The organism is Enterobacter sp. 22452 (genome assembly GCF_052045065.1).
Taxonomy (GTDB): Bacteria; Pseudomonadota; Gammaproteobacteria; order Enterobacterales; family Enterobacteriaceae; genus Enterobacter; species Enterobacter mori.
In genome coordinates, this window is sequence record NZ_JBQEOB010000001.1 from 298,003 (window position 1) to 324,808 (window position 26,806).

The following is a 26,806-nucleotide window of genomic DNA, read 5'->3' on the forward strand; positions in this document are numbered from 1 at the left end:
CTCCGTTGTCTGTTGTGTGTTGAGTATAGACAACGACGTGGCGCTCACTTTTCAGGGTGGTATAACTGTTAGCAGGCTTAGCGAAAAGGGGAGTTAACCATGTCTGACAATCCAGTGATTGCGCTGATTGGGCCTGGCGCAATTGGAACCACCATTGCCGCGGTGCTGCACGACGCGGGCCGCACGCCGCAGTTGTGCGGACGCACCGCGCATCCTGAACTGCGTTTGCGCCACGATGAGGGTGAAACGGTGGTGCCGGGTCCGGTATTAACCGATCCGGGCGTCATCACGCGCCCCGCCGATCTGGTTTTTGTGGCGGTAAAAACGACGCAAAATGCCGATAGCGCCGGGTGGCTGCGCGCGCTGTGCGATGAAAACACGGTGGTCTGCGCCCTGCAAAACGGCGTGGAGCAGAAAGCCCAGCTGGAGCCGTGGGTCAACGGCGCGACGGTGCTGCCGTCGGTGGTCTGGTTCCCGGCGCAGCGCGAGCCGGATGCCTCCGTGTGGCTGCGCGCCAAACCGCGCCTGACGCTGCCGGACGTGCCGCAGGCGCAGCGGGTGGTTGAGGCGCTTCGCGGCACGCGCTGCGCGGTTGAGCTCTCGGCAGATTTCGCGAGCGTCGCCTGGCGCAAGCTGCTGCAAAACGCGGTTGCCGGGCTGATGGTGCTGGCCAACCGCCGCGCCGGGATGTTCAGGCGCGAGGATATCAGCGAGCTTGCGCTGGCCTATCTGCGCGAGGGGCTTGCCGTCGCACGCGCCGAAGGGGCGAAGCTGGACGATGCTGTGGCCCAGGAGATTCTGGCGAACTTCCAGCGCGCACCTGAGGACCTGGGCACGTCGATCCTTGCCGACCGTCAGGCCGATCGCCCGATGGAGTGGGATATCCGCAACGGCGTGATCCAGCGCTACGGCCGCAAACACGGTATTGCGGTGCCCATCAGCGACGTGGTGGTACCGCTGCTGGCGGCGGGGAGCGAAGGGCCGGGGTGAGATACGGTCTGGAACAAGTGAAATACCCGGCCGTAGTGCGCCGGGTTACTCTCTTACTTAGCCCGACTGGCTTTCTCTGCTTTTAACTCTTCCATTGTTGCCTCCAGGATCCAGAGGCAATGAGCACCGTCTATGTTTTCCAGTAGCGCCTGGCGTGTGAGTTGATAGAACGCGTCGATTTCTGCGGATGATTTCTCTAAAGGTGGGGTGCAGACGATATCGCTACCTACCATGTGCGGCCATTTTCCAGCGTCAATGGTGCGGAGCGCTTTCAGCGTGGCGTCCGTATTTGTTGTGAGCGCAGCGGCCAGGGCATCCTCTAGCCGCTGCGCCTGATTACCATCAGCCACGGCAGCCAGCGCTGGGGCTTGCTCAATCCAGTGTGCATCACCCGAGGCGATTCCCTTAAGTGCAGAAGACCAGTCAGTTACGCCAGCGAATGCCGGGGCTATAAAAGCAGATAGCAGCAGTACGATCGGGTATTTCATCGTACAACCTCTAGCTCGCCGCCGTCGCGAAGGATCTTACGCCTCGTTGACGGTGAGAGAATGATGCATCCCTCGGATGCAAAACCGGCGGGACCATACTTGTGGTCACCATGAATGCGAAATTCTGAGCGACCAAAACTTTCGCCCGAGGTTTGCTCAAGAATGATGGTTATCGGTCCTTTAGAATTCGAATGACCCGCGATTTTATACGTACCGCGAGGCAGTGGCCCCAGTCCCTTCACATGCTGACGGTCCGGGTTGTTTGTATTTGTAAGAGCACCGGAATATCCGGTCTCAATTAATTTACCGTCTTTATACATCTTGCCGGTAGACTGCTCATACTTCCATCCCATAACACTCTCCTTATGCCGTCTTGCGGTCGTTCCAACTGTCTGAATGCATGATGTTACCGTCCACATAGCGCCAGGTAATTTTTTCATACAGCAGTTCTACCAGCTCAAGATGGTTATGTTTCTCATAGTCAAGATCTTTGACGTCAAGCATCATTGGACAGACGCTGACGATTGACACGCCTTCCATGCAGGTGGAAAAATATTCTACTTCCTGTCCTGCATCATTGATGTGATAAAATTTTACCTCTGCAGATTTAAACTTCTGGCCTGTGCTGACAGCCTTGTACAAATAGGGGCTGGAGGCATCAATCTCTTTATCGAAAGAATAGGGGGAATGGACGCGAAGACTGGTTGCCTTGCCGTTATGCTTATCGGTTGGTTGCGCCACGCCGTGATTCAGTCCGATTATCTCGATACTTCCTTCACGACCATATATATCGACAGAGCCTTTGATATCGGCACCGCCGTCATCTTTAAGCCATAAATAAGCGGGAATAGCCATTTGTATAAACTCCATTTAAGGAAATTCTGAAAAATCCTTTTGGTTTAGTGGGTTATGTAACTATGGCAACGCTAGCGCTTACAAGATGACCAGTCAATTTTTGTACGGCATGGATATAAGACGATCTGCGGTTTCGTTGATGAAAATTAAGAAATGATGGGATCTTACGGTTTGGATCTGGATAAAGGGTTAATGATTAATATCGTTGTTTAACTTAAAATTTAATTAAGTGAATAATGATTGTAAGTGTAATAAATAGTTGATCTGTTATTAGTGTGACATCAATTTGACGATTTATGTATTGATCAATAGTTCCTGATTGCTCGTCAGAATACCCGCCAGCCAGTAGGGACAGGTCTGAAAACGGTTAAAGCGGGAGAGCAGAAATACTTTTCCTGGTGTTTAAATGGCCACAATAAGCGCGGAGGAATCCTGGCTCAGATCGTACCCGCCGGGCTAACGGCCGCTGTTTTTCCGTTCGGCAAAGTAATGCGCGGGCGTGCTGCCCATCGCTTTTCTGAACATGGTGATAAACGCATGCACGGATTCGTACCCGAGCGTTGTCGCCACGTTCTGGACGGGCACGCCGCTTGCCAGCTCCCGCAGGGCAATAATCAAATGCAGCTGCTGACGCCATCGCCCGAAGCTCAGCCCGGTCTCGCGCTGCATCAGGCGGGCAAACGAGCGTTCGCTGAGGGCCAGCCGTTTCGCCCACGCCTTCAGGGTGCTTCTGTCCTCCGGGCGGCTGACCAGCGCGTCAGCCATGGCGCGAATTTTCGGGTCGGATGAGACCGGCAGGCTCAGCTTCTGCTGCGGCATGCTGGCGAGCTCGTCCAGCGTCACCCGGGTCAGCCTGGCGACATGTCCGTCGGGCGGATAATTAACGTCCTCGTGCGTAAGACGATCCACTAATTCCTTAATCAACGGCGAGATTGCCAGCGTGCAACACTTCTCCGGCAGCGCCGCCGCGCCGGGCTCAATAAACAGATAGTTCAGGTGCGCGTTCCATGTCGCTTTCGCGCTGTGCGGGATCCCGCCAGGGATCCAGACGGCGCAGTCCGGCGGCACGATCCAGATATCGTTTTCCGCATAACAGCTGACCGCGCCGTAGCGGGCAATAATCAGCTGCCCCTTGCGGTGGGTGTGTACCGGCACTTCCGCGGCGTAATCCACGAAGTCCAGATGACGCGCCACGGCAGGGGAGGCGCTAGAGTCAGGGTCGTACAGCGTATGAGCGAGTTGAGGCTTCACGATTCTGGCAGCTTTTAGGTATTTTTTGACAGAATAGAGTATTTAAGCGCATCTGCAAGCCGGTAATAATCCCGGCATGAAAAACATTTTCTCTCATCCCGCGCTGCGAAACGACGCGGGGGCGCTGATCTACGCCGCGAAGAGTTTTGCCGCGGCGATGCTCGCGTATTACCTCGCGCTGTCTATCGGCCTCGAGCGTCCCTCATGGGCGATTATTACGGTTTACATCGTATCGCAGACGTCGGTGGGGGCATCGCTCAGCAGAAGCCTCTATCGGCTGGCCGGTACGGTTGTCGGAGCCTGCGCGACCGTTCTGATTGTGCCCACCTTCGCCAATACGCCGATCCTGTGCAGCGCGGTGCTGACGGGCTGGATCGCGTTCTGCCTGTGGCTCTCCCTGCTGGAGCGCACGCCGCGGGCGTACGCCTTCGTGCTGGCGGGCTATACCGCGAGCCTGATTGGCTTTCCGGCGGTGTCCGATCCCGGCGGCATCTTCAACGTCGCCATTGTCCGCGTGCAGGAGATCGCGATTGGGATTCTCTGCGCGGCGCTGATCCACCGCTACGTGCTGCCCACGCGGGTATCGGGCCAGTTCAACGCTAAGCTATCCCAGACGCTACGGGCCGCGGGCGGGCGTGTGGCGGATACCTTAGCGGGCAAACCCGACGCCGCTTCCGGCCCCCTGCATCTGGCCCTGGCGCTGCAGTTCCTGCAGGGCATCAGCCACCATATTCCGTACGATTTTGCCCTCTCAGCCCCGGTGCGGCAGGCCAGAAAAGCGATTCACGATCGGCTGGCGCGGCTGGTTATCGTCAACTGTGAATTACACGACCGCCTGCCGGCTATCGGAACCCTGCCCGCCGACGTGCAGGCATTGCTGGAGGACGTTCAGGCCTGGCTTGCCGCTGAAGACGCCAGCCGCAGCGGCACGGCGGAGGCGTTGCGACACCGCAGCGCGCATCTTATCGCGCGGTATGCTGTGCAGGCGCAGACGTTTGAAGACGCGCTGCAGGTTAGTTTTATCCGCTATCTCTCGGAGGCAGTCACCCTTCTGCAACAGTGCGAGCGCCTTTCAGGGGCCATCCACCATGCGAAGCCTGTCTTCGGGGAGATACAAACCCGTGCGGCAACAGGCTACGTGTTCCACCGAGACCCCTTTACCGCAGCCCGCACGGCGCTGGGGGCTTTCGCCATTATCCTGAGCGGCTGCCTGGCCTGGATCTTCTCAGCGTGGCCGGACGGCGGAACGGCGGTGTCGATACTCGGCGTCTGCTGCACGCTGTTTGGCAGCTTCGACACCCCGGCGCCGCACATCGTGAAGTACATCGTTGGCTCGTTCTGGGGCGTGGTGATGAGCCTGCTCTACAGCTTTGCGCTGCTGCCGCAGGTGAGCGATTTCCCGGTGCTGGTGGCGGTGCTTGCCCCGGCGTATCTGCTGGCCGGGTCGCTTCAGGCGCGCCCGCCCACCACGTTTATGGCGATGGGGATCACCCTGACGCTGCCCATTCTGTGCGAGCTGGGCGCGCGCTACAGCGGAGACTTCGCCGTCGCGGCCAACACCGCCATTGCGCTCTTTGCCGCCACCGGTTTTGCCGTCGTCACTATGAGCCTGCTGCAAACCGTGCAGGCGGACGCCGCCATCGCGCGCCTGCTGAGCCTGTGCCAGCGCGACATTCGTCGTAGCGTGAAAGGTACGCTGCGGGTTGATGAAACGCACTGGATCAACCTGATGATGGACCGCACCGCCCTGTTGCTGCCGCGTTTGCAGCGGAGTGAACATGCGCCAGATCTGGCGCTCGATCGGCTGCTGCACGCGCTGCGCCTGGGGCTTTCGGTTATGCATTTACGCCGCGGTGACATACCGCCTGGCGGCGAAATGGACGGGCTTTTTCATCAGATCAATACCGCAGACCGCAGTCCCTTACGCGAACGCATCGCCGACATCATCGAACACCATCTGCCTGCGGCAGATGAACGCTCGCGCGAGTTTGTCGGCAGGCTGCTGGATCTGCACTGTGCATTAGAGGGGCCAGAACGTGGTGAATGATTTCAATATTGGGGGGGTATTTATCCCCGGACTGCTGACGGTCGCCCTCGCGGCGCTGGTCTGCACGCTGGGCCTCGTGGCGCTTTTCTCTCTCAGCAGGGTTTACCGGCGCTTGCCGTATCGCCCGCTGCTGGATGTTTCAACCTGGATTGTCACTTTTTTCCTGCTGATGCAGGGCCTGACCGCGTTGGGGTTATTGTCATGAAATCACTGCTCTCTTTACTGGCTCGCTATGCGTTGACGCTCGGTTCCGCCGCCGCCGCAGCGCTACTGGCGTTTATGATGTGGAAACACTATGCCCAAACGCCGTGGACCCGCGACGGCCGCGTGCGGGCGGACGTGGTGCAGATTGCGCCGGACGTCTCCGGGCCGGTCATCAGCGTGGCCGTGCGGGATAATCAGTGGGTGAACCGGGGTGATGTGCTCTACGCCATCGATCCGCGCTGGCTCAAGCTGGCGGTGGTCAGCGCGCAGGCTGACGTGGAGTCGAAACGCCATGAGATGCTGATGCGCCAGGATGCGGCCCACCGACGCACGCTGATTAAAAACGCCATCTCCAGCGAAGATCTGCAGCAAACTGGCAGCGCGGCGAACGTCGCGGCGGCCAACTATCACGGTGCACTGGCCGCGCTGGCGCTGGCCGAGCTTAATCTGGCGCACGCCACCGTTCGCTCGCCGGTCTCGGGGTACGTCACGCACCTGCGGCTTCGCCCCGGAGACTATGCGACGGCGGGGGAGACAAAGGTCGCCATCGTTGATGCCCACAGCTTCTGGGTGGTGGGGTATTTCGAGGAGACCAAACTGCGCCATATTCGCGTTGGGGATCGCGCGCGGGTCTCGCTGATGGGCTTCGGGCCTGAGATTGCCGGGCACGTGGAGAGCATCGGGCATGGGATCGGGGACAGCAACGATGAGACGGGCGGGCTGGGTCTGCCCGACGTCGAGCCTACCTTCAGCTGGGTGCGGCTGGCGCAGCGCGTGCCGGTGCGCATTCATATCGACACGCTGCCGCAGGGGATTGAGCTGGTGGCGGGGCTGTCGGCGAGCGTGGCGGTGGGGCAATAATCTGGGGATAGTCAGCCTTAAACACATATGCGAAACTTACCGCTTCTGAAAATATGTGGTGGGACCCGCTCAATGTCAGAACAACATTCGCAGTGCCTGTTCAGTGAAGGACTGATCAACGTTCCTGAGGGTTATCAGGACCGTACCGTCAACGTATTCGCGCCGCCCGCTGCGGATGCGCCGGCGTTCAACATCTCCCGCGATGCCCTCAACCCCGGCGAAGCGCTTGCCGCGTATATCGATCGCCAGCTCGCCCTGATGGCAAAACACATCAAGGGCTGGAAGCAGGGTGAGCGCAGCGCCGCGACGCTGGGCGATGGCCTTTCACAGGGTGAAACCGTCCATGCCAGCTACCTGCGCGACGGGAAACGCATCTGGCAGCAGCAGGCCGTGTTTAACGTCGACGGCGATAACATTCTGGTATTCACCATGACCTGCACCCGCGCGCTGGGCGATGCCGACGGCGCGCTGTTTGGCGAACTTCTCAGGAGCTTCCGCTTCCACCATTAACTTCAGGGACCGTTGTTATGTTTGAAGCAGCACGCGTTGGTGATGATATCGGCCACTCCGGTGCGCTGGCCGGGATGATTGCCGGAACGATTGTCGGTGGCCTGATTGCCGCCGCCGGGGGCATTCTGGCGGGGGCCATGTTTATAGCGGGCCTCGGCGCATCCTGTCTTGGTGTGGGCGTCCTGCTCGTCGGCGCCAGCCTGGCCGTGGGGTATTACACCGGGGAGCTGGCAACCGCCGCCCGGGATAGCATCGCGGACGCCGGGGCATCCAGCATGACGAAGAAAGGCGTCATCACCTCCGGCTCGCCCAACGTGTTTATCAACGGTAAACCCGCCGCGCTTGCCACCGATAGCACCGTCGATTGTTCTGACGACGGCTCGCAGCAGATGGCCGAAGGCTCTAAGCGCGTCTCCATTAACAGCCAGCCTGCCTCCCGCATCGGGGATCGCACCACCTGCGACGCGAAGGTGATGACCGGTTCGGACAACGTCATTATCGGCGGCGACCCGCAGCAAACCCTGCCCATTCAGTCTGAAGTGCCCGAGTGGCTCTATAAGGTTTCCGATCTTACCCTGCTGTTTGCCGGTCTGCTCGGCGGGTGGGGCGGTGCCGCTGGCAAAGTTGGGGCGCTGTCTAAGCTGCTGGGCAAAATTCCCGGGATCAACAAGCTGGCCCGTATCGCGTGCCGCGCCGGCACGCTGATGACCGGCGTGGCGGCCGCGGGGATCATCGCCCGCCCGGTGGATATCGTCAGCGGACAGAAGTTTCTCAGCGGGGATGATGAGCTGGACTTCGTCCTGCCTTCCCGTCTGCCGGTGCGCTGGCAGCGCTACTGGCGCAGCGGCAACCCCGGCGACAGCGTGCTGGGCCGCGGCTGGAGCCTGTTCTGGGAAAGCCGCCTGGAATCTTATCAGGATGGCCTGGTATGGCGCGCGCCGTCCGGTGATTTCGTCGCCTTCCCGAAAGTGCCGAAAGGGCTGCGTACCTACTGCGAAAGCGAAAAAAACTGGCTTGAACATCACCAGGACGACAGCTGGTCGGTGTATGACGTCAGCGGCGAGCGCTGGCACTATGCGCCGCTGCGGGATGATGCCCCGTCGCTGCTCCAGCGCATCTCTGAACCCTGCGGCAACGATATTTTCTTCGAGTGGAATGCGGATAATACCCTGCATGCCCTGACCGACAGCGCGGGCCAGCGGGTAGTCTGCCGCTACGACCGTGACAGGCTCGTCGGCGCCTGGCTGGATGACGAGATCTGCCTGGTCAGTTACGCTTATGATGAACAGCGCCAGCTGGTCTCCGTGACCGGCCGGGGCGGTAGCGTGCGCCGACGCTTCAGCTGGCAGGACGGGCTGATGAGCGCCCACGAGGACGCCAACGGCCTGCTGAGCGAATACCGCTGGCGGGAGATTGACGGCCTGCCGCGCGTGGTCGGCTTCCGCCACAGCGGCGGCGAACAGCTGACGTTCGAATACGATTTTGATAACGGCCTTCGCCGCGCGACCCGAGAAGACGGCGCACAGGCGCACTGGCTGGTGGATGACGACGACAACGTCGCGCGCTTCACGGATTACGACGGTCGCCAGACGACGTTTGTTTACCGCGACGGCGAGCTCTGCGACGTCATCCTGCCCGGCGGCGCAATGCGCCGCAGCACGTGGGACAAATACGGCCGCATGACCAGCGAGACGGACCCGGCGGGCCGCCGCACGGAGTATCACTGGCATCGCCTGACCGACCGCATTACCCGCACGGTGTACCCGGACGGCACCTCAGCGCAGGCCATGTATGACCTTCGCGGTCGCCTGCTGTCGGAAACGGATCCAGCCGGTAGCACCACCGCGTATCGCTATCCCGACGATGAAGAAAACCTGCCGGAGAGCATTACCGACGCCATTGGCGGCGTGGTGCGTCTGGTCTGGAACCACCAGGGGCTGCTGACGCAGCGCACCGACTGCTCCGGCAGCGTCACCCGCTTTACCTACGACCGATTCGGGCAGCTGATTGCCAGCGAGGATGCGGAAGGGAATATCACGCGGCGGGAGTGGAGCCGTGCCGGGCTGCTGAGCGTCGTGATCCATCCGGACGGCAGCCGCGAGTCGCTGGTGTGGAACGAACGCGGCCAGCTCACGGGCTGGCGCGACCCGCTGGAAAGCGAGGTGAGCTGGGCCTATAACGCGCTCGGCCTCCCGGTCAGCCTTACCGACCGTATTGGCCGCGTGCGCCAGTGGCGCTACGACCCGCGCGGTAACCTGCTGCGACTCGATAACGGCAACGGGGCGGAATACCGCTTCACCTACGACGCCGTGGGTCGCCCGCTCAGCGAAACGCGCCCGGACGAGACCGTGCGCCATATGGAATGGGACGCGCGAGGGTTCCTCTGCGCGCTCGAAGAAAACGGACGGCCTGCCGCCGACGGCGGTATCGCCCGTCGCGTCCAGCAGTTCAGCTATGACGACAGCGGGCTGCTGATCGGGCGCACTCAGCGCCACGCGGAGTACCGCTACTTCCGCGACCTGAGCGGCCAGATTACCCGCATCCGCCGCACGCCAACCGCCGAAGGCGTTGCCCTGGGTATCGAAAGCGATGAGATCGCTTACCGCCACGACGCCGCCGGGCGCGTGCTGAGCGAGTCCGGCATTAACGGCGCGGTGGGCTACGAATGGGATGCCCTGAGCAACCTGACCGGCCTGACGCTGCCCGGCGAGCAAAAGCTGGCCTGGCTGCACTACGGCTCCGGCCACGTCAGCGCCATCCGCTTCGGGCAGCAGCTGGTGACCGAGTTCACCCGCGACCGCCTGCACCGCGAGGTGCGCCGCACCCAGGGCGAGCGCGAGCAGCTCCGCCAGTATGACAGCCTCGGCAGACGCACCCTGCAGCGCAGCGAGCTGAGTATGGACGTGACCCTGCCGGAGCAGGCGCTACTGGAACGCCTGTATCGCTACACCGCGCGCGGTGAGCTTTCCGGCGTCAGCGACACTCTGCGCGGTGAGGTGGACTACGGCTACGACGCCGAAGGGCGCCTGCTGAAGCACTACGAGGCCCGGCAGGGGCACAGCCGCGCGCAGTTCAGCTACGACGCCGCGGATAACCTCGCCGCCAATGACGATCCGGTACCGGTCACGGATAACCGCCTGCAGCACTGGCAGGCGCTGTTCATGAAATACGACCACTGGGGCAACCTGGTCAGCCGTCGCAACGGGCTGTATGAGCAGCATTATGCGTATGACGCCGAGAACCGTCTGGTGTCCGCTCGGGGAACCGGGCCGGAAGGGCGGTTTGAGGCGCGCTATCACTACGACGCGCTGGGCCGCCGCACGCGTAAAATCGTCACCACGACGCACGGCACCACCGACACCCGCTTCCTGTGGCAGGGCTACCGGCTGCTGCAGGAGCAGCAGGAGAGCGGGCTGTGCAGCACGTATATTTACGACCCGAATGAAGCCTGGAGCCCGCTGGCGCGGGTGGATCACCTTCGTGACCAGAGCAGCGGTGAGATTTACTGGTTCAACACCGACCTGAACGGCGCGCCGCTGGAAGTGACCGACGAGCGCGGCGCGGTGCGCTGGAGCGGCCAGTACGGCAGCTTTGGCGAGGTACGCCACCAGAGCGAAGGGTTCTCAAGGCTTGTGCATCGCTCGGCAATGGCACACCAGCCGCTTCGCTATGCCGGGCAGTACGCTGACGGTGAAACGGGGCTGCACTATAACCTGTTCCGCTACTACGACCCGCAGGTCGGGCGGTTTATTGTGCAGGATCCGATTGGTCTAGCTGGTGGAAACTTAAATTTATATAACTATGCCCCTAACCCACTGTTATGGATAGACCCTATGGGTCTGGCATTGAGCGGCGTTGACTTTAGTGGAAGCCCATCACTTTATCCTGTTACTGGGACACAACGAAATATCGTTGAAATTACCCTTCAAGGATCAAGGGGGAGGGATTTCACAGAAGCCTACAAACTTGCAGGCATAAGTGAAGCTGATGCAAGCGAATATACATGGCATCACCTTGATGATTTTGATCCAAAAACAGGTAAGTCAACTATGCAGTTGGTCACGACTGAGGCGCACAAAGCATCTTTCCCACATAGAGGGTCTGTATCTCAGTTCGTAAACATTTTGGAGTGAAGTATGGCTCTCCTGAAGCTATAAAAATATCTCATAGTAAAGGATGGCTGAGAGGTCGTATTCCTAAACATTGTCAATAGGAGAGAAATGATGATTAAACTTATAGATTCTTCCCCTGCTGTATCTGCTGATGAGCTAGGCAAGATCGAAGTTTCGCTGGGCGTAACTTTTCCTAATGCCTTAAAATCTTTATGGCTTATAAGTAATGGTGGCATACTGGACGAAGGTCGCCGTGTTTATCAAAGTGAACACTACGAGAATGATATAAAATATTTCTTACCAATATTACATACTAAAAGATCGGGCATATTAACTGTTGATGATTACTATAAGGATTTAGTAGTTAACAAAAAAATTCTTGCAGAAAATTTTATACCATTCGCCATTGATGGAGGTGGGTTCCCCTATTGTGTTGGGATAAATGATGGTGCAGTATATTTTTGTGATTTGGAAAATCAGGAGGAGATCTATCTTGAGCCAAATTTTGAAAGTTTTATTGGAAAAATAATTCCTGAAGATGAAGCATGGTGATACAGGCTCTTACCCTCGTAAGAGGGGGGCTTTGTTGATCACTACTTTTTACAGGGGGCTTCATTGATGCAATGATGAAGTGCCCAATTATTTCATTAATAACATATTTCCTTTTCTGCTATACGCAGATCTGTAAGGTTATTGTGCAGGCTTCGAGAGGGTTAAATGGTGGGTTAAACTTATACTCATATGTTCCCAACCAACTTACTTGAATAAATCTGTTAGGGTTAATGCCATGGGCATTGAACCCAAATTGAATCGAATGCCATTTAATGCCACGAAAAATAGCCAACAGCATTGGACCAACCGATCTTGGTACTATGAAAATACACCAACGTTTTTCCCGGATCCTTATAGCGCTGGAATGCATGAAGAGCTACATAGAGCTATTAAAAATGATACCGGAAAAAATCAGGGGCCGTGGCAAGGATCCGCGGACGATCCATTCAATGTGACTAGCCGTAATTTAGATTCCGTTTCACATATTACAAACGATTTAAGGATTCCTTCGACGGCTGGAATCTTAGTCAAAATGTCACTCCTAAAGAAGCACATTGAAAATTGCTTGCGTTGTTCATAATAAAGAAACAGGTAAGGCATCAGGAGGTAGATGTGGTTAAAACAATTGACATTGATGTGGATTTTAACGGGATAATAATTTTCGATTATCCAGGAATACTGGCCCCATTTGGTGGAAAGATAGATGATGGAGATAACATTCTCCAGGAATTCACTACCACAGACAAAGGGGATCTTGTTCTTAATGAAGGTATTGCCTTACCTATTATGGGCCTTGATGATGGTGGCTATGTTGTTAGGCTTTTTTTAAATGAATTTCCCGACAATAAAGATAGGAAAGTTATATTCACAGATAAATATTTCTATCTTAATGTAACTGGTGATTTATACGTTGCTGATATGGCCGTATTTTGGGAATGGGAAGATTATACTGGTTGGATTAACGCTGATATTCCTAAAGGAATATATAAAGTGAGCCTTGAAGGGGTTCATTTGTTAAAGGGTGGGGAGACTGTTTATTGCTATGATTTAATTTTTGAAAAAACGAATCAACTTGGGATAAGAGATGTTGAACCACGCTCAGACTCCAGGCTTTATTAAATCCATTAGCCGGCGAAGAAAATAAACTTTTCCGGCTTTTACTAATGTATTTTTCAATTATACCTAAAGAGACGTATATTGAAGTTAATCATAAATGTGACTTAAAGATGCTAAGAATTTGTTCGTTGAAATGGTTATGGGGATTAGGAAAGAGAAAATGTATTTTTTATGGGTTCGAGTTTAAGAAATGATTAAATATAATCTGATCTCTAAAATAAGTATCTTTTCTGATGGTAATGTAATTGGGCGGATTGGTGGAAATATCCCTGAATTATTTTTAGATAAACTAGATGAGATTCAGGGGTATAAGTTTTATTTGACAGTTCAGAATCCTGATGATGGACATGAGTATATTACGATACTTACTCCTGAACGATATGATGATATGATTGATAAAAAAATCTACCCTAATTGTTCAGTAAAAGTTTTTACGCACACGCATTCTGATGAAAGCAATAATGATGCATTTACGATAAAACACATTAACAAGGCAGTTATTGTTGGTTATGATAAGGTTGAAGATGAAGAGTTTGATTTTATCACTAAAACCGAAGAAGCAAGGTTAATACAAACGGAAGCTTATTATTTTGATGCTTTGCAGAAGGATGATTATAAATTTTTCATGCAGATAGATGAAGATTATTATCCAGATGCATTGCTTGATGGTGATTACATCTTTGGTTATGGTGCTTTGTATTTGTATAAAAATATATCCGACGGAAATATTATAGCTGGTTTTTGGCAGTGCTCGTAAAGATAAGTGATTAATAAAGGCTGGATTAATATTAATTATTCAGGCTTATATAATACAGATGATGTTTTTATTCATGATGCATTTACTTTCTTATTTTTTTAATTGCTTTTATAAAATTTTTCTAATTGATTATGGTATTAATACCAGGCCTCAGAAAATATATGTTTGTATAATTTAATAATAATTATTCACCCGTGTTGAAACTCTATCTCCGCCAAAATGTTAGTGTTTTAAAATGCATAATTTCAACTGGTTAAGATTGTAATTCGATAAGCACGACAGGATATCGTTGACATGAATGTAAAGGCACTAGAAACAAAATATGGTCTGATTTACGGTCGTGATGCTTTAATAGTATCTGGCACCGAGCTAAAACTTTACCCCTTTAATTTTTTGGTAAAAGCTTCTTTAAGTTTATCTTCTTGTGAGCCAAGTATAAAAGATGCTCCTGATGTTCGTATTGAGTTTTCATTCAGTAATATCGAAATGATGTCTGTATATAAAATAGATGATTATCCTTATGATGGGAATTTACAGTCGAGCTTTGATTTAATCGAAACTGAAAGGGAAGATGATCTGCAACGACTAGTGCTAAGCACATACGACCACGTTTTCGATATTATTGGAAAATGTGAGGTTAATTATCTTTAAATAAAGTCGCGGGGTGTATCATACTCACCCCGCTTAGTAAAGTGAGTGCAAAAGCTATACAGTTATAATTAAAGAAATTCCAATAAATTAATATAGCATTCATAATATATGTTTTGAAACACAGGGTGTTAAATATGTATTGGTTAAGAATTGCTTCAGATTACCCCAATAGTTATTGGTTTGAATACCAGCACCCTGACATATCTAGAAGTGCTTTTTCTCAATGTAAATCAATTGAAACTAACGAGGGGTATTTTTTTACATTAAAATCTAAGGTGAGTGAGAAGGCACTGCTTACATATGATTTCTATTATAGTGATGGGCCTATATTCATATCACCCAGACTAGCATCGCTAATTTCTTGTCGCGATGTTTTTCGGACTGATGTTCAACTTATTGATGCAACTGTATCTGTAAATGAAACCAAGCATCAAGGGTATAAAATAATTAATATACTAAGGGAGGTTTCATGCATCAATATGGAAGCTTCGGAAAGTCAACCTATATTAAGTTATTTACCTAATGGTCCAAGGAAGTTTAGTGAAATAGTCTTCAAAGGAAATGTTATTGAAGATTTTAGTATGGCAAGATGTAGTGAGTATAAATCTTGCATAATTATTTCAAATGAATTTAAAGAGTTCCTTTCTAAGAATAATGTGAAAGGAATAGATTTTGCTGACCCTATTTATTAATATGGATATGATTTAAATTAGCCAAAATGGTCCGGGGAATAATTTTCCCGGATTATAAAAGCCATTTAAATTACAATTAAATGGAATATATGATCTTATCATTAACTACTTTCTTTGCAAAGTATAAAAGATAACCCTCAAGGATTGTGCGTATGAATCGATTAGAATACAGAAAAGCGTACGGGTTAGATGGATTAATATATAAAATTATGGGTGGGTGTACATTAGATAATTTTTGTGTGTATACAAAAGAATATGAAGCATTGGCTAAAGAAGAGCTTGTTTGTTATTTAGATAACTATCCTGTCATTAGTGATGACGATGAGGAATTATATCCTGATTTTGTTGTCGAAAATTCGCTAGAGCTCTTTTTCTATGGAGAGCAATTTATAGATGTATTACATAATATCTCTATCCAAAGAGAAAAGCCATCTGTAGAAGATTTCATATCAGGTTTAAATTTTTATATCGAGAACGATAACTTCATTGAGCTTTGATTTAAAAAATGGGAGGCTAATTAAAAATTTATTTACTTAGCTTGTTTCAAGGTAATATATACTGAAAGTGTTATTCTAAATTAATTGGTTATTACTGGGGGCTATATTTATGGATGCGTCTGAGACCATGGTGAATGAGATTGAAAAAGCATTAAAACAATTTATTGTCATTTGCAATAAATACTCGCTGTCAGGGAGTTTCAGCACCGTCAATGATCTGGACAATGCCTTCCCGTCCAACTTACCTCGCTCGACAGAGGTGGAATTTTTATATAAAAATTATAATCCTGAAAAATTAAAGATTGAAACAGGCTTCACTTCAATTAAACTTCACTCAGTCAGTGAACTCTTGAAGGCTAATAGTGGTTATGAATACTTACCAGATAATTATCTTGTTATTGGTGATGATTTAGGTGGAGGTAAACCGATAATTGCGGTTATCGATGAAGGGAGTTCCTCTGTTTATGCAGGTTATGATGTAATTGAACCGTTTCAGATAGCTAATAGTCTCTCTGGGTTCATATATTCTTTAGCTAAGCTTATTGATTTGGTATATGGCCAATACGATATCTTTGATATAGCAGATGATAATGACGAAGTAAAAGATGATTTTATTGATGAGTTACGGGAAAGGATTGTGCCAATTATCGGTAATGAAAATTTTAATGCGTTTTATAATTATTTTTATGGGTAAATTGTTTTCTTTCAAAGAAAGCCAGCACAGCGATAATATTATTTTTTAGCTAAGTGATGTTCTCTGCGATTCTTGCGGGTATTTTAAGCAAAATTTAAAAGAGTAATGCTGTGTTTTTATTTAAGTTGAATTAATCTAATGCATGAAAGAAGAGGGATTATATGCATGCTACGCGAGTAATGGGAGAAGGATATGAACCTTACGTTGAGCAATTAGGTGACAAACTGATTTATTCATTACCTGTTGAATCGGGATTTGTCAGTTTTCATTTTGAGTTTGATATTCGTCAGACCGATCTTGACGTCCTGCTGTCCGATCATTACCGGCGGGCCGTCCTGGAAGTATCCGTACACACTGTGCTCCAGAGTTCGACGTTGAAGGGACATAAACGATTTACTCAGAACGATTTTGATAACCTTATTGCCACTACCCTTCATGCATCACAAGAGCATCTTAGCGCATTCATTTCTCAGATTAATCGGGAGCACAATATTTCGATTGAACATTATGTTAATGACATAGTGAATAGACGCTTAACTAAAGGATGAATATACCGATCCCAGATAAGGTCGATATTATTGTCAAAATCACGCTGGATCGATAGCTCTTTTCAATCTCGTGTTGCCCAAAGTGGTCAAAATCGATTTTTCGTGAGAAGCGCTCAGGTGGTTCTGTTTATTTTCATGGCGAAGCTTTCCATAAACGCTTATCTGTCGGTGTTGTCGTGATGCCTATCTTTTACCTTGCTAAACATTTTGCCGGGAGCAGGAGGCAGGTAAGGAAACAGAATCAGGATGAGCTAGCGTATTGTCACGCTTTATCTCATTGCCTGGCGCTTTTCATTGCATCCTGCTTCCCCGGGTTGCATTGCTGTTTTGTACCGGGAAGATAAAATGCCCAGATGGATCCGGATCTGTTCCGCCCGGACAACCCGCTCGGCCATTAGATGAGGCGGTGACATCAGAACCGTTTCCGCCATCAGAGCCATTTCCTCCATCACCACCCTTACCGCCATCAGCAGCATTTACAGCGAATGCACTGAGTAAGACCAAACAGGCAATAGCGCGCTTATTCATCAAAACCTCCATTGTTCAACCCATAAACATTCAGGAAAATATTCCCGCGAGGTTCCCTTTCGGAACATTTCACAGGTACACCTCACGTCTGACTTTCAATATTCTCTCTGACCGCCTTCAGCGTCCTTTTACGGATCCAGCCGCTGCCCGCCCGGATTATCAGCCAGTAAGCTGTCATCCTTAGCCGAGTGCTTCTGTCCGGACAATAGACGAACGTTTCCGTACAGAGTTCATGTTGCCCTGGCGCCAGTTCCGTTATCCGATAGCGAAGTAACAGTTTCGCACTGCCCGGAGCGGCTGGCGTCTGAAAAGCACTAGCATCCGGCACGTCTTCCAGACCGAAATCTGTTCGACAGAATTGCCCGATTAAGCCATAGCACAGCTCAGATGCTGAGCTTTTCAAAAGGGTAAAGCTGTGCAAACCAAAGTCGCCGATCGCGTTAGACTGCGGGTTGCGCAGAAATTTCTGCGGTATTTGACGTAATGACATTAGCCGCCGAATCACGGGGTCTTACCGGACGTCAAAGTTAGCAATCAATGGCAGAATAGTTTCAGGATGACCAGTATGAATAACCGTTCGATGTTTCTCATGAAATTGAAACTGGGGTAGAAAAGCGGGAACGTCCCGCCAGTGAGTAAGCGCTTTGCGGGTAACGAAACCTGGATTCAGCATCTATCATCCCTGTCATCCTTTGAGCCCAGCCAGAGTAACAGATGCTTTGATATAGACAATTACCAGGAAAAGAGAGGGGTATCTGGCCGAAATCCTCGCCCGTCCGCAGTAGCAGAACCCCGGCCTCCCATCACCCGCCTCAGTGCGCCGAAATATACGGCTCCTTCACAAACTCCGCCAGCAGCCAGACCATGTCATGCAGCAGTCCGGTCAGGTCTTTCGCCACGCTCGCAGGCAGTGTCCCTCCCATCACCGCCAGCGTTAACGCCACAGCATAATCCACCTGCAACGCCGTTTCCTGCCAGCAGTCCGGTACGCAGGAAACGATCTTCTCCCCCGTGATGAGCCGTTCAACCAGATGCGGGGGAAGTTCCGTATCGCAATGTTCACGCAGGCGTTTAAGCAGTTCCAGCAAGCGCTCGCAAAGTATGGAAAACGTCACGGGATCATCAGTTTCAACCAGCACGCTCACACAGGCGGCGCAGGTATCAGCCAGTTCGAAGAGATCTGCGGAATCGCAAAGCTGAAGATTGATGAGGTGTTGAACAGCGCTTTCTTCAGAGAGCGCATAAGAAAACTTAGGGGTAGTAGCCATTTAGCATCCTCTTTGTGAAAAAAATGTCATGTTATGCTAACGGGTTCCTACGCCCGGTTACGGATGTGCCGCAACGCAGGCACTTTACGGCGGCGAAAAAAGGAAGGAAAGGGATGCCCATGAATTACATAAGGTTGTTTGCAGGTTTGCGAGGCGGCTTCCAGAAGGGCATTGCCGGGTGGCGGCTACGCCTTACCCAGCCTACGAAAACACCAAACCTCCTCACGCCATGGGGTATTAATGTGGGATCATCAATAACTTCCTTCACGCAGACATTTTCATTTTGCTCAACCCTTCTAATAACATCTGCGTCGCGCGGGAAGATTTTCCCGCCGCCGAACAAACCACCCCAAACTCCCGGCACAGCGAAGGCGTCACGGGCGCGACGCACAAACCGCGTAATTCACCCGGCAGGGCGGATTCCGGTATCAGCGCGACGCCCATGCCTTCGCGTACCAGCAGGCAGGCGCTGATCCAGTCGCGGACGGTCACGCGTACGTCAGACAACTGCAAGCCTGCCTGTTCCATCAGGCTTTTTCCATTAACAGCACAACCGCCTGTAGCGAGTACAAAAGGCTGGTCTGCCAGTTCCTCAAGGGTGATGCCGCGCGCACGCGCATCACGAGCCTGACGGTGGCTGGCCGGCAGCACCGCGACCCACGCATCTTGCCCCAGGATCGCACCCGCGCGTCCGGGAACAGGGTTCATGACCACGCCCAGATCAACCGTATCTGCCGCCAGCCACTCTTCGACTTCCTGGTCCGTCCCTTCCAGTACAACCACCTCGATTTCAGGATGCAGGCGCTTTAATTCCCGCAGCAGTCCTGGCAAAAAAGTGGATGTCACCGAAGGAAAGCTGGCTAGACGAATGCGCCCGCCATTCAGCCCCCGGCTCTCATCCGCCAGGACGCGGATGGCGTCCAGCCGCGCCAGCATACTTCTTGCTTCTTTAACAACCCGCTCACCCAGGGCAGTCACGCCGATGTGCCGACGCTCACGCGTGAATACTGCAAATCCTAATGAGGCCTCTAACTGGGCGATCGCCTGGCTGGCACCAGACTGCGTCATGCCAACCTCTTCAGCGGCACGCGAAATATTACTGGCATCGGCCACTGCAACCAGTAAGCGCCAGTGCAAAAGATTCATCATGGGTATCAGTAGCTCAGCTAATAGTTAATTTATTAATCATTAATTTTACAGTGATAAAGGCTTTAAGCACAGTGTAGGCAAACCGAATCTTTATCACTTAGCCGCTTTAACGGAGAGATTATGAAACTCTATTACGCCCCGGACACCTGTTCACTCTCACCCCATATCGTGCTTCGCGAACTGGCGATTGAGTTTGAACTGGTTAAAGTGGACAACAGGAGCAAGCTTACCGCTGACGGGCGCGACTTCCTGACCATTAACCCTAAAGGGTATGTCGCTGCGCTTGAGTTGAATGACGGGAAAATACTGACCGAAGGGCCAGCGATTTTGCAGTACCTCGCGGACCTCAAGCCGGAGAGGGGGCTGGCACCGCGAGCAGATAGCTGGGAGCGGGTGCGGCTTCAGGAATGGCTTAACTTTATCACCAGTGAAATACACGCCGGATCGGCACCTCTTTTCAACCGCGCGCTGCCCGAAGAGGCCAAATCGATTTTTCGCGAGAAGCTGTTCAGGCGGTTCAGTTTTCTTCAGGAAACGCTCTCCACAAGCGCTTATCTGACGGGAGCGTCATTCAGCGTGGCAGATGCCTATCTTTTCACCGTGCTGGGGTGGGCCAGGTTCTTCGCCATTGAGCTGAGCCCCTGGCCTGCGTTGCTGGAATACAGGGAAAAAATCAGTGCCCGTCCAGCGGTGCAGGCCGCATTAGTTGCGGAAGCGACTCAGTAAGACGCTAAAGCGGGTTTTTGCCGATCGTGAGTGAATATCTGCCATTTTATGTCCGACGTGCTCAGGGTAAAGACGGCAGTGGCCAGCGTGTTCTCTTCATCCGGGTCCTGTGGCGAGAGACGATAAATCGGGAGCGCGGGATCATGCTGGTCTGAAAGAATACCCAGTGCTGCCGCACCATCAAGGTGAGATTGCGTCTCCAGCCAGGCGTTTAGCCGCTGCTGGCGTGACCGGGAGCTGTCAGTGATCACCTGCTCAACCGCATCAAGCTGAGGGTGGATAAGGTGATTAGCATGGGCGAAAACCTCCCGCAGCGGCATAACGGAACAGCCTGTTCCCGTAGCCTCCACGCTAAACAGTCGGCTGTCTCCCATTTGTCCCACCGTATGGTGAAATGCACCGGCGCGTGGCTCGGTAGTCAGGATGGAGATGGCTTCAGCTAGCGTGGCGGCATTCAGCGCGGCGCGGGCTAATACCTGACGCGGTATGCCGCGTGGACGGTGCAAAGCGCGTATGTTATTCACCGTATTCACCACGCCCTTTTCGTTTACGGCGAAGGTATGTCCGCAAATCGATCCCGGGTAGGCAAAACTGGTAAATGCCAGGCCGTCATCCGGGGTAATGCTGACGATGGCGCAGTCATGTCGAAGCTGTGGGAAACCGTCTTCATTATGCGCAATAATCAGCTCTCCCTCAGCGGTGCTTCCCGCGACCGTGGTACAGCCATCAGAGGTCGAGCGCACCAGATCGCCGCGGCAGTTCCAGGCAAACACCTCATCAAACGATGCTTCCAGCCCCTCGGCTAATCCCTCCAGCTCCTGCCAGATAAGGGGATACTGAGACTGGACCAGCGAGCGCATGCTCCGGGTCTGTTCTGCGTCTTTCATGGCAGTAACGGTTTGCCACAACGCCGTTTGCGTCAGTTTTGCATGCCAGGCCTCGCGTCCGAACGCGCCGAGCGCCTGACCTACTGCAAAAGCGGAACCACGAATGTCGATTTTTTTCATAGTGTTATCATTCACTTCTGTTCAGGATACATGTTGCAAAAATTCTTTCAGGCGTGGATTGCGACTGCTATTCAGCAGCATATCAGGTGGACCATCTTCGGCAATGGTGCCGCCATCAATAAAGATTAGCCGCGATGCCACATCGCGGGCGAAGCCGATTTCATGGGTCACAATCACCATGGTCATGCCTTCTTCGGCCAGCGAGCGCATGACTTTCAGCACCTCATGCCGTAATTCGGGGTCCAGCGCTGAGGTCGGCTCATCGAATAGCATCATTTTCGGTTTCACCGCCAGGGCTCTGGCAATGGCCACGCGTTGCTGCTGACCGCCAGAGAGTTCTGATGGGTAGTGACTGGCGCGTTCGCGTAAGCCAACGCGGTCCAGTAACGCGAGTGCCTGTTCCCGCGCGGCGGCTTTGCTCTGTTTGCGTACGCGAACCGGACCAAACATCACATTCTCCAGCGCCGTCAGATGGGGAAACAGATGGAACTGCTGAAACACCATCCCGGCTTCACGGCGGATATCACACTCGTTAGCGTGAGGATCGGTAAGATGCATTCCCGCTACCAGCAGCGTGCCGGAGGAAATTTCCTCCAGTTTGTTAATGCAGCGCAGCAGCGTCGACTTACCCGATCCGGAAGGGCCGATGATCACCACCACTTCGCCGGCGTCAATTTTTAAATTGATGTCGTGCAGCACCTGAGTGGCGCCGAAATTTTTCGACACTGCGCTAAACTCAACCATGCTCATAAAATATGGATCCTTTTCTCCAGTTGCTTCAGCAGGAAACTCAGGCACAGCGTCACCAGCAGGTAGATCATTGCCACGGCAGTCCAAACTTCCAGCGCGCGAAAATTACCGGCAATAATTTCTTGCCCTTGACGAGTCAATTCCGCCACACCAATTACAATAAACAGCGAGGTGTCTTTAATACTGATAATCCACTGATTACCCAACGCCGGGATCATACGGCGTAATGCCAGCGGCATAATGACATGCCATAGCGTGCTGCGTTGGGATAATCCCATTGCCAGGCTGGCCTCTCTAAATCCTTTATTAATTGAGAGGATTGCCCCTCGGGTGATTTCTGCAATATAGGCACCCGAGTTAATCACAATAGTCGTAATGGCTGCCGTCACCGGATCAATATGAATCGGTAGCACCATGGGGAGTGCGAAGTAAATAAACATCACTTGCACCATAATCGGCGTGCCGCGGATTAACTCGACAAAGACTAACGAGACGGTTTTTGATATCTTTCCCCCAAGCGCACGGCAGGTTCCCGCCAGCAGGCCAATAATAAAACCACCCAATAAACCTGATAATGAAATAATCAGGGTCAACTGTAGTCCTTGCAACAACAACGGCAGGGACTCCCAAATATATTTACTGTCGAAATTCATCATTCTACCCGTTAAGATGCAACGAGGTCGGATCGCTCCGACCTGGCGGGATTATTTTGGCTGTTTAGCAAACCACTTCACGTAGATCTTGCTGTACGTTCCGTCCGCGCGTAGCGCCTCCAGTGCAGCGTTGATCTTTGGCGTCAGGCAGCTGTTTTTCTGCATCGCAAAGCCGTAGTGCTGTGGCAGAATGCTGTCAGTTTCGCCGGTAGATTTCACTTTGCCATCACCTGCCGTTTTAACGTAATAGAGCACGTTGGGTGAGTCATGTACCACGGCATCAAGATTACCTGCCTGCAAATCTAGATAGGCGTTATCGATATTCGGGAATTCGACATAGTTCGCCTTATATTTGCTTTTCATAAAACTGGCCGCCGCCGTTCCCTGCTTTAATCCCACTTTTTTCCCTGCTAAATCGCTGAATTTAGTAATGGTATTGTCGCTGCTTTTAACCGCCATTAATAAATCAGCATTATAATAACCCTCGCTGAAATCGACGACCTGTTTACGCGCGTCGGTTATCGTAATGCCCGCCATGGCGACATCCAGATTCCGTGATTGCAACCCCGGGATTAGCCCGCCGAAGTCCATCGGGCGTAATTCGTAGCTGACATTCATCTTTTTTAGCGATGGCATCCCACAAATCAATATCAAAGCCGACGTATTTATCGCCTTGTTTAAATTCAAAGGGGACAAACGCGGTATCAACGCCAACCGTTAATTTATCCTGCGCTTGTGCCACAAAACTGGCGGAGCAAGCGACCAGCGCTAACGTAACTTTTAATTTAGTCAATAATCCGGACATAATTACCCTCGGAGTCAGTGAAGTAGCGTGCATGAATGTCACCTGACGAAATAAATCGAAAGGGGAAATAAAAAACGTTGATATATAGGGCGCACTCTCATGCGCCAAAATTAAAACAGTAGCTTATGCGGGGATAATCTCATCCCGAGTGTCGGGTACCGGCGTCTGTGCGCCGTTCATAATCATTGAGAGAAAACTGTAATAACCATTGATTCCGATCAGATCTACCACGCCTTTCTCGCCCCACAGCGCGATAGCGTGCTGCCAGGTGGTATCGCTGACCTTCTGCTGCTCGTGTAACTCCTTACAAAAGTGATAAATCACCAATTCATCCGACTGCAGATCTTCTGGAAGACGTTTTTCATTAATCGCCTGTACCGCCGCAGCAGAAATACCCTTCTCGCGCGCTATCGGCGCATGAATCGCCCACTCTACAGGCTGTGACCAGTGCCGCGCGGTCATCAAAATCGCCAGTTCCGACAGGCGCTGTCCCAGCGCGCTGCGATAACGCAGGTATTCTCCCATGCGTTGTGCATGGGCCATCAGCTCTGGGCTGCGCAGCAGCGGCTCGAAAGGAGGCAGCAGCGCACCGCGGGGTCCGTTGATTATCTCTTCGGCTAAAGCACGCTGTTGGTCGTCCCACGCATGCTCCGCCAGCGGCGGTAAACGATTGATCATAATCTGCTGGTCTCTTCGCGAATCACGGTGTTCAGCGTATCCACCACAAAGTCGAGCTGGCCAGGCGTGACAATAAACGGTGGTGCGATCAGGATATGGTCGCCATACTGCCCGTCAATTGTTCCACCCATTGGATAGACCATCAGCCCACGTGACATACAGTTTGCTTTGATTGCTGCGTTAAGTTTCAGGGCAGGATCGAAGGGGGTTTTGCTGGCTTTATCGCGTACCAGCTCAACACCCGCAAATAAGCCGCGTCCACGCGTATCACCGACGTGCGGTAATTCCCCCAGTACCTCGCGCAATGCGTTGTGCAGGTAAGCCCCCTGTTGCTGGACCGCCTGCAGCAAATTATCGCGCGCAATCACCTGCTGCACGGCCAGGGCTGCGGAAGCGGCGGTCGCGTGACAAATGTAGGTGTGCCCGTGCTGGAACAGACCGCTACCGGCCTGCAGGGCTGAGACAATCTTCTCGCTCGCTAATACTGCGCCAATCGGCTGATAGCCGCCTCCCAGCCCCTTCGCGATGGTCACCAAATCCGGCACCACATCATCCTGTTCAAACGCATGCAATGTGCCGGTGCGTCCCATGCCACACATGACTTCATCCGCGATATAGAGGATGCCGTATTTATCACACAGGTTGCGTACACCTTTAAGATAGCCCGGGGTAGGGGGAGTGGCGCCGGTGGTGGCCCCCACCACGGTTTCTGCACAGAAACCAATAATGGTGTCGGGACCGGCCTCAATAATGGCCTGCTCCAGCTCGTTGAGCAGACGCGTGGTGTATTGCTGCTGGGTTTCGTCTGCGCGGCGGTCGCGATACTCATTGCAGGCCGAAACGCGGATCACGTCGATCAACAAGGGAGCAAACTGGCGGCGGCGCCATTCATTGCCTCCCACCGCGAGCGCCCCAAGGGTATTGCCATGATAGCTCTGTTTGCGGGCGATAAATTTGGTGCGCGACGGCTGACCGATCTCAACAAAATACTGACGCGCCAGCTTGAGCGCGGTTTCGACCGCTTCCGAACCGCCCGAAACGAAATAAGCATAGTTAAGATCGCCTGGCGCCGTACGCGTCAACTGTTCAGCAAGCTGTTCAACGGTGTCGCTGGTAAAAAAACTGGTATGGGCGTAGGCCAGTTGATCGATCTGGCGATGCATCGCCGCCAGCACGTCAGGATGCGCATGACCTAAACAGGAAACGGCGGCACCACCGCAGGCATCCAGATACTGCTTTCCCTGTGCATCAAAAATGTATGCCCCTTGAGCACGCGCCGCCACGGCGGGCGTACTGCGTAGACTGCGGTGAATGATATGGCTCATGCTGGTCCTGCTCCTGAATACGCTGTGTTAATAAAGCGCATCTTGCAGGATTCATTTGTATCACGTCAATGTTATTTAGATTCAAATGTATTCTGTTTTCTTATGCCAAATGCAAATGAATCATTTTTCAGGGTTTACCGGGCACGACATAGGCACCCGAGTCGATAAGATAGCGTTCAGCATTTTCGATTTTACTCACTGCTTCCCGGCCATGGCGAGCCACCAGCATCGCCAGTAAACACTCAGCCAGCCCCATGCCAGACACCACGGAAGGGAAAAACGACGGGCTGTCGATAGAGAACAGCAGCGTGCAGTCGGCAGCCTGGGCTAATGGTGAGACGGGTGAATCCGTGATGGCGACGATTGTCGCGCCCGCCTGCTGAGCCGCGCGTAAAACATCCAGTGACTCACGGGAATAGGGGGCAAAACTGGTGAGTAACAGGCAATCTTGTGCTGTTATTTCGCGGGTGAATACCTCAATGTTGCTCGCCAAACCATCAATGAGCGACACCTGCCGATTGAACAATCGATAGACATAAAACAGCGACCAGGCAATAGGAAAGCTGGCACGGAAGCCGCAAATATAGACATTCTCAGCCGCGTCCAACAGCGATACAGCCTGCTCCATGGCCTGATGGTTTTCATTTTGTGTAAACGCCAGATTGGCCTGATGTGCCTGAAACACCTCTTCATACAGCTGGGGTTGAGTGCCTTTGGCGATCAGTTTCTCAGCTTTGGATACATATGTATCATTTCGTAGCCCGAGTTCATCAATGAAAGCGTCCTTGAGTTCACCCCAGCCGTTGTAACCCAATCGCTGCGCCAACCGCAGCAACGTGGCGGGTTTTACACCGGCTTCACTGGCGAAGGCACGCATTGATAGCACAACTAGTTGATTGGTATTCTGTAGCGAGAACTCGGCAGCACGCTGTAATTCTGCAGACAACTCGCTGAATGTACTGACAATATTTTCCCTTGGATTCATAGCAAATAGTCCCGCTCTTTAAAGTTAGCGCTGCTGTCGTTAGCGTACGTTCGATCTTCCCAGACCGAACGGGTTCGCGTTGTCCCGGAAACGGATGATGAAAACAC

At 52.4% G+C, this 26,806-nt stretch carries 28 protein-coding genes and 2 pseudogenes; 15 read left to right on the top strand and 15 right to left on the bottom strand.

Translation table 11 applies throughout. The features are described 5' to 3' along the window. Positions 1 to 99: 99 nt before the first annotated feature. Positions 100 to 990 (top strand): oxidoreductase, encoded by an 891-nt coding sequence (locus tag ACTJJA_RS01420; protein WP_440665763.1) that lies wholly within the window; start codon positions 100 to 102, stop codon positions 988 to 990. A gap of 53 nt (positions 991 to 1,043) precedes the next feature. Here ACTJJA_RS01420 and ACTJJA_RS01425 read toward each other — a convergent pair whose 3' ends face one another. The 4 genes from ACTJJA_RS01425 to ACTJJA_RS01440 all read right to left on the bottom strand — a co-directional run bounded on the left by ACTJJA_RS01425 (position 1,044) and on the right by ACTJJA_RS01440 (position 3,584). Then, positions 1,044 to 1,478, bottom strand: coding sequence for a hypothetical protein (locus ACTJJA_RS01425; protein ID WP_440665765.1), 435 nt, complete (start codon positions 1,476 to 1,478; stop codon positions 1,044 to 1,046). Then, the gene (locus tag ACTJJA_RS01430; protein ID WP_440665767.1) at positions 1,475 to 1,831 is read right to left on the bottom strand and encodes a tlde1 domain-containing protein; all 357 of its coding nucleotides are present in this window, start codon (positions 1,829 to 1,831) and stop codon (positions 1,475 to 1,477) included. The genes ACTJJA_RS01425 and ACTJJA_RS01430 overlap by 4 nt, the downstream gene beginning before the upstream one ends. A gap of 10 nt (positions 1,832 to 1,841) precedes the next feature. Further along, positions 1,842 to 2,333: an Hcp family type VI secretion system effector gene (locus tag ACTJJA_RS01435; protein WP_440665769.1), complete on the bottom strand. Its 492-nt coding sequence runs from the start codon at positions 2,331 to 2,333 to the stop codon at positions 1,842 to 1,844. Positions 2,334 to 2,789: 456 nt separating this feature from the next. Continuing rightward, positions 2,790 to 3,584 carry an AraC family transcriptional regulator gene (locus tag ACTJJA_RS01440; RefSeq protein WP_440665771.1) on the bottom strand — a complete coding sequence of 265 codons (795 nt, stop codon included), beginning with the start codon at positions 3,582 to 3,584 and terminating at the stop codon, positions 2,790 to 2,792. Between the two features lie 76 nt (positions 3,585 to 3,660). On the opposite strand from ACTJJA_RS01440, the gene ACTJJA_RS01445 reads away from it, so the two are divergent. From ACTJJA_RS01445 to ACTJJA_RS01505, 13 genes are all read left to right on the top strand, one after another. Further along, positions 3,661 to 5,631 (top strand): FUSC family protein, encoded by a 1,971-nt coding sequence (locus ACTJJA_RS01445; RefSeq protein ID WP_440665773.1) that lies wholly within the window; start codon positions 3,661 to 3,663, stop codon positions 5,629 to 5,631. Beyond that, entirely contained in the window at positions 5,621 to 5,836 is a 216-nt protein-coding gene (locus ACTJJA_RS01450) for a DUF1656 domain-containing protein (protein WP_134348530.1), read from the top strand. Before ACTJJA_RS01445 ends, ACTJJA_RS01450 begins: the two co-directional genes overlap by 11 nt. After that, the gene (locus ACTJJA_RS01455) at positions 5,833 to 6,696 is read left to right on the top strand and encodes an efflux RND transporter periplasmic adaptor subunit (protein ID WP_440665775.1); all 864 of its coding nucleotides are present in this window, start codon (positions 5,833 to 5,835) and stop codon (positions 6,694 to 6,696) included. The genes ACTJJA_RS01450 and ACTJJA_RS01455 overlap by 4 nt, the downstream gene beginning before the upstream one ends. A gap of 72 nt (positions 6,697 to 6,768) precedes the next feature. Continuing rightward, on the top strand, positions 6,769 to 7,206 hold the full coding sequence (locus ACTJJA_RS01460; protein ID WP_440665777.1) for a DcrB-related protein: 438 nt from the start codon (positions 6,769 to 6,771) through the stop codon (positions 7,204 to 7,206). Positions 7,207 to 7,223: 17 nt separating this feature from the next. Then, positions 7,224 to 11,339: an RHS repeat-associated core domain-containing protein gene (locus ACTJJA_RS01465; RefSeq protein WP_440665779.1), complete on the top strand. Its 4,116-nt coding sequence runs from the start codon at positions 7,224 to 7,226 to the stop codon at positions 11,337 to 11,339. An 87-nt stretch (positions 11,340 to 11,426) separates the two neighbouring features. Further along, positions 11,427 to 11,870, top strand: a complete 444-nt coding sequence (locus ACTJJA_RS01470; protein ID WP_440665781.1) for an SMI1/KNR4 family protein — start codon at positions 11,427 to 11,429, stop codon at positions 11,868 to 11,870. Between the two features lie 612 nt (positions 11,871 to 12,482). Beyond that, entirely contained in the window at positions 12,483 to 12,989 is a 507-nt protein-coding gene (locus tag ACTJJA_RS01475) for a hypothetical protein (RefSeq protein WP_440665783.1), read from the top strand. Between the two features lie 187 nt (positions 12,990 to 13,176). Further along, complete coding sequence (locus ACTJJA_RS01480) at positions 13,177 to 13,743, top strand: hypothetical protein (RefSeq protein WP_063429392.1); 567 nt, start codon at positions 13,177 to 13,179, stop codon at positions 13,741 to 13,743. A gap of 294 nt (positions 13,744 to 14,037) precedes the next feature. Further along, positions 14,038 to 14,394 carry a hypothetical protein gene (locus ACTJJA_RS01485; protein ID WP_440665785.1) on the top strand — a complete coding sequence of 119 codons (357 nt, stop codon included), beginning with the start codon at positions 14,038 to 14,040 and terminating at the stop codon, positions 14,392 to 14,394. 134 nt (positions 14,395 to 14,528) lie between these two features. Further along, on the top strand, positions 14,529 to 15,086 hold the full coding sequence (locus tag ACTJJA_RS01490) for an imm11 family protein (protein ID WP_440665787.1): 558 nt from the start codon (positions 14,529 to 14,531) through the stop codon (positions 15,084 to 15,086). Positions 15,087 to 15,238: 152 nt separating this feature from the next. Next, complete coding sequence (locus ACTJJA_RS01495) at positions 15,239 to 15,583, top strand: DUF7716 domain-containing protein (protein ID WP_440665789.1); 345 nt, start codon at positions 15,239 to 15,241, stop codon at positions 15,581 to 15,583. A 109-nt stretch (positions 15,584 to 15,692) separates the two neighbouring features. After that, positions 15,693 to 16,277 carry a hypothetical protein gene (locus ACTJJA_RS01500; RefSeq protein ID WP_440665791.1) on the top strand — a complete coding sequence of 195 codons (585 nt, stop codon included), beginning with the start codon at positions 15,693 to 15,695 and terminating at the stop codon, positions 16,275 to 16,277. Positions 16,278 to 16,438: 161 nt separating this feature from the next. Continuing rightward, positions 16,439 to 16,825: a hypothetical protein gene (locus ACTJJA_RS01505; protein ID WP_440665793.1), complete on the top strand. Its 387-nt coding sequence runs from the start codon at positions 16,439 to 16,441 to the stop codon at positions 16,823 to 16,825. 291 nt (positions 16,826 to 17,116) lie between these two features. Here the strand turns inward: ACTJJA_RS01505 and ACTJJA_RS01510 are convergent, their stop codons facing one another. From ACTJJA_RS01510 to ACTJJA_RS01525, 4 genes and pseudogenes are all read right to left on the bottom strand, one after another. After that, on the bottom strand, positions 17,117 to 17,353 hold the full coding sequence (locus ACTJJA_RS01510; protein ID WP_440665795.1) for a hypothetical protein: 237 nt from the start codon (positions 17,351 to 17,353) through the stop codon (positions 17,117 to 17,119). Positions 17,354 to 17,435: 82 nt separating this feature from the next. Next, positions 17,436 to 18,026 (bottom strand): annotated as a pseudogene (locus tag ACTJJA_RS01515) (hypothetical protein). 139 nt (positions 18,027 to 18,165) lie between these two features. Continuing rightward, a complete protein-coding gene (locus ACTJJA_RS01520) occupies positions 18,166 to 18,621 on the bottom strand; it encodes a hypothetical protein (RefSeq protein ID WP_440665797.1) in 456 nt (151 codons plus the stop codon). Positions 18,622 to 18,885: 264 nt separating this feature from the next. Then, positions 18,886 to 19,770, bottom strand: coding sequence for a LysR family transcriptional regulator (locus ACTJJA_RS01525; RefSeq protein WP_440665799.1), 885 nt, complete (start codon positions 19,768 to 19,770; stop codon positions 18,886 to 18,888). A 120-nt stretch (positions 19,771 to 19,890) separates the two neighbouring features. On the opposite strand from ACTJJA_RS01525, the gene gstA reads away from it, so the two are divergent. After that, a complete protein-coding gene (gstA, locus tag ACTJJA_RS01530; protein WP_440665801.1) occupies positions 19,891 to 20,496 on the top strand; it encodes a glutathione transferase GstA in 606 nt (201 codons plus the stop codon). Here the strand turns inward: gstA and ACTJJA_RS01535 are convergent. From ACTJJA_RS01535 to ACTJJA_RS01565, 7 genes and pseudogenes are all read right to left on the bottom strand, one after another. After that, positions 20,490 to 21,503: a C45 family autoproteolytic acyltransferase/hydolase gene (locus ACTJJA_RS01535; protein WP_440665803.1), complete on the bottom strand. Its 1,014-nt coding sequence runs from the start codon at positions 21,501 to 21,503 to the stop codon at positions 20,490 to 20,492. The two genes, gstA and ACTJJA_RS01535, sit on opposite strands and share 7 nt — an antisense overlap. A gap of 21 nt (positions 21,504 to 21,524) precedes the next feature. After that, the gene (gene glnQ, locus ACTJJA_RS01540) at positions 21,525 to 22,247 is read right to left on the bottom strand and encodes a glutamine ABC transporter ATP-binding protein GlnQ (RefSeq protein ID WP_126797013.1); all 723 of its coding nucleotides are present in this window, start codon (positions 22,245 to 22,247) and stop codon (positions 21,525 to 21,527) included. A 2-nt stretch (positions 22,248 to 22,249) separates the two neighbouring features. Then, positions 22,250 to 22,906 (bottom strand): glutamine ABC transporter permease GlnP, encoded by a 657-nt coding sequence (gene glnP / locus ACTJJA_RS01545; protein WP_125364836.1) that lies wholly within the window; start codon positions 22,904 to 22,906, stop codon positions 22,250 to 22,252. 51 nt (positions 22,907 to 22,957) lie between these two features. After that, positions 22,958 to 23,711 (bottom strand): annotated as a pseudogene (gene glnH / locus ACTJJA_RS01550) (glutamine ABC transporter substrate-binding protein GlnH). A gap of 123 nt (positions 23,712 to 23,834) precedes the next feature. After that, on the bottom strand, positions 23,835 to 24,389 hold the full coding sequence (locus ACTJJA_RS01555) for a carboxymuconolactone decarboxylase family protein (RefSeq protein ID WP_440665805.1): 555 nt from the start codon (positions 24,387 to 24,389) through the stop codon (positions 23,835 to 23,837). Then, positions 24,386 to 25,714, bottom strand: a complete 1,329-nt coding sequence (locus ACTJJA_RS01560; RefSeq protein WP_440665807.1) for an aspartate aminotransferase family protein — start codon at positions 25,712 to 25,714, stop codon at positions 24,386 to 24,388. Before ACTJJA_RS01560 ends, ACTJJA_RS01555 begins: the two co-directional genes overlap by 4 nt. A gap of 127 nt (positions 25,715 to 25,841) precedes the next feature. Further along, entirely contained in the window at positions 25,842 to 26,699 is an 858-nt protein-coding gene (locus ACTJJA_RS01565; RefSeq protein ID WP_440665809.1) for a MurR/RpiR family transcriptional regulator, read from the bottom strand. Positions 26,700 to 26,806: the final 107 nt, after the last annotated feature.

Bases quoted from the DNA above. Each gene is read 5' to 3' on its own strand.
- ACTJJA_RS01455 (WP_440665775.1), top strand. From the start codon at position 5,833: ATGAAATCACTGCTCTCTTTACTGGCTCGCTATGCGTTGACGCTCGGT.
- ACTJJA_RS01420 (WP_440665763.1), top strand. From the start codon at position 100: ATGTCTGACAATCCAGTGATTGCGCTGATTGGGCCTGGCGCAATTGGA.
- ACTJJA_RS01445 (WP_440665773.1), top strand. From the start codon at position 3,661: ATGAAAAACATTTTCTCTCATCCCGCGCTGCGAAACGACGCGGGGGCG.
- ACTJJA_RS01460 (WP_440665777.1), top strand. From the start codon at position 6,769: ATGTCAGAACAACATTCGCAGTGCCTGTTCAGTGAAGGACTGATCAAC.
- ACTJJA_RS01510 (WP_440665795.1), bottom strand. From the start codon at position 17,353: ATGAATAAGCGCGCTATTGCCTGTTTGGTCTTACTCAGTGCATTCGCT.
- ACTJJA_RS01565 (WP_440665809.1), bottom strand. From the start codon at position 26,699: ATGAATCCAAGGGAAAATATTGTCAGTACATTCAGCGAGTTGTCTGCA.
- ACTJJA_RS01525 (WP_440665799.1), bottom strand. From the start codon at position 19,770: ATGATGAATCTTTTGCACTGGCGCTTACTGGTTGCAGTGGCCGATGCC.
- ACTJJA_RS01520 (WP_440665797.1), bottom strand. From the start codon at position 18,621: ATGGCTACTACCCCTAAGTTTTCTTATGCGCTCTCTGAAGAAAGCGCT.
- ACTJJA_RS01465 (WP_440665779.1), top strand. From the start codon at position 7,224: ATGTTTGAAGCAGCACGCGTTGGTGATGATATCGGCCACTCCGGTGCG.
- glnP (WP_125364836.1), bottom strand. From the start codon at position 22,906: ATGAATTTCGACAGTAAATATATTTGGGAGTCCCTGCCGTTGTTGTTG.
- ACTJJA_RS01470 (WP_440665781.1), top strand. From the start codon at position 11,427: ATGATGATTAAACTTATAGATTCTTCCCCTGCTGTATCTGCTGATGAG.
- ACTJJA_RS01500 (WP_440665791.1), top strand. From the start codon at position 15,693: ATGGATGCGTCTGAGACCATGGTGAATGAGATTGAAAAAGCATTAAAA.
- ACTJJA_RS01480 (WP_063429392.1), top strand. From the start codon at position 13,177: ATGATTAAATATAATCTGATCTCTAAAATAAGTATCTTTTCTGATGGT.
- ACTJJA_RS01485 (WP_440665785.1), top strand. From the start codon at position 14,038: ATGAATGTAAAGGCACTAGAAACAAAATATGGTCTGATTTACGGTCGT.
- ACTJJA_RS01535 (WP_440665803.1), bottom strand. From the start codon at position 21,503: ATGAAAAAAATCGACATTCGTGGTTCCGCTTTTGCAGTAGGTCAGGCG.
- ACTJJA_RS01425 (WP_440665765.1), bottom strand. From the start codon at position 1,478: ATGAAATACCCGATCGTACTGCTGCTATCTGCTTTTATAGCCCCGGCA.
- ACTJJA_RS01435 (WP_440665769.1), bottom strand. From the start codon at position 2,333: ATGGCTATTCCCGCTTATTTATGGCTTAAAGATGACGGCGGTGCCGAT.
- ACTJJA_RS01495 (WP_440665789.1), top strand. From the start codon at position 15,239: ATGAATCGATTAGAATACAGAAAAGCGTACGGGTTAGATGGATTAATA.
- ACTJJA_RS01560 (WP_440665807.1), bottom strand. From the start codon at position 25,714: ATGAGCCATATCATTCACCGCAGTCTACGCAGTACGCCCGCCGTGGCG.
- ACTJJA_RS01555 (WP_440665805.1), bottom strand. From the start codon at position 24,389: ATGATCAATCGTTTACCGCCGCTGGCGGAGCATGCGTGGGACGACCAA.
- gstA (WP_440665801.1), top strand. From the start codon at position 19,891: ATGAAACTCTATTACGCCCCGGACACCTGTTCACTCTCACCCCATATC.
- ACTJJA_RS01505 (WP_440665793.1), top strand. From the start codon at position 16,439: ATGCATGCTACGCGAGTAATGGGAGAAGGATATGAACCTTACGTTGAG.
- ACTJJA_RS01490 (WP_440665787.1), top strand. From the start codon at position 14,529: ATGTATTGGTTAAGAATTGCTTCAGATTACCCCAATAGTTATTGGTTT.
- glnQ (WP_126797013.1), bottom strand. From the start codon at position 22,247: ATGGTTGAGTTTAGCGCAGTGTCGAAAAATTTCGGCGCCACTCAGGTG.
- ACTJJA_RS01430 (WP_440665767.1), bottom strand. From the start codon at position 1,831: ATGGGATGGAAGTATGAGCAGTCTACCGGCAAGATGTATAAAGACGGT.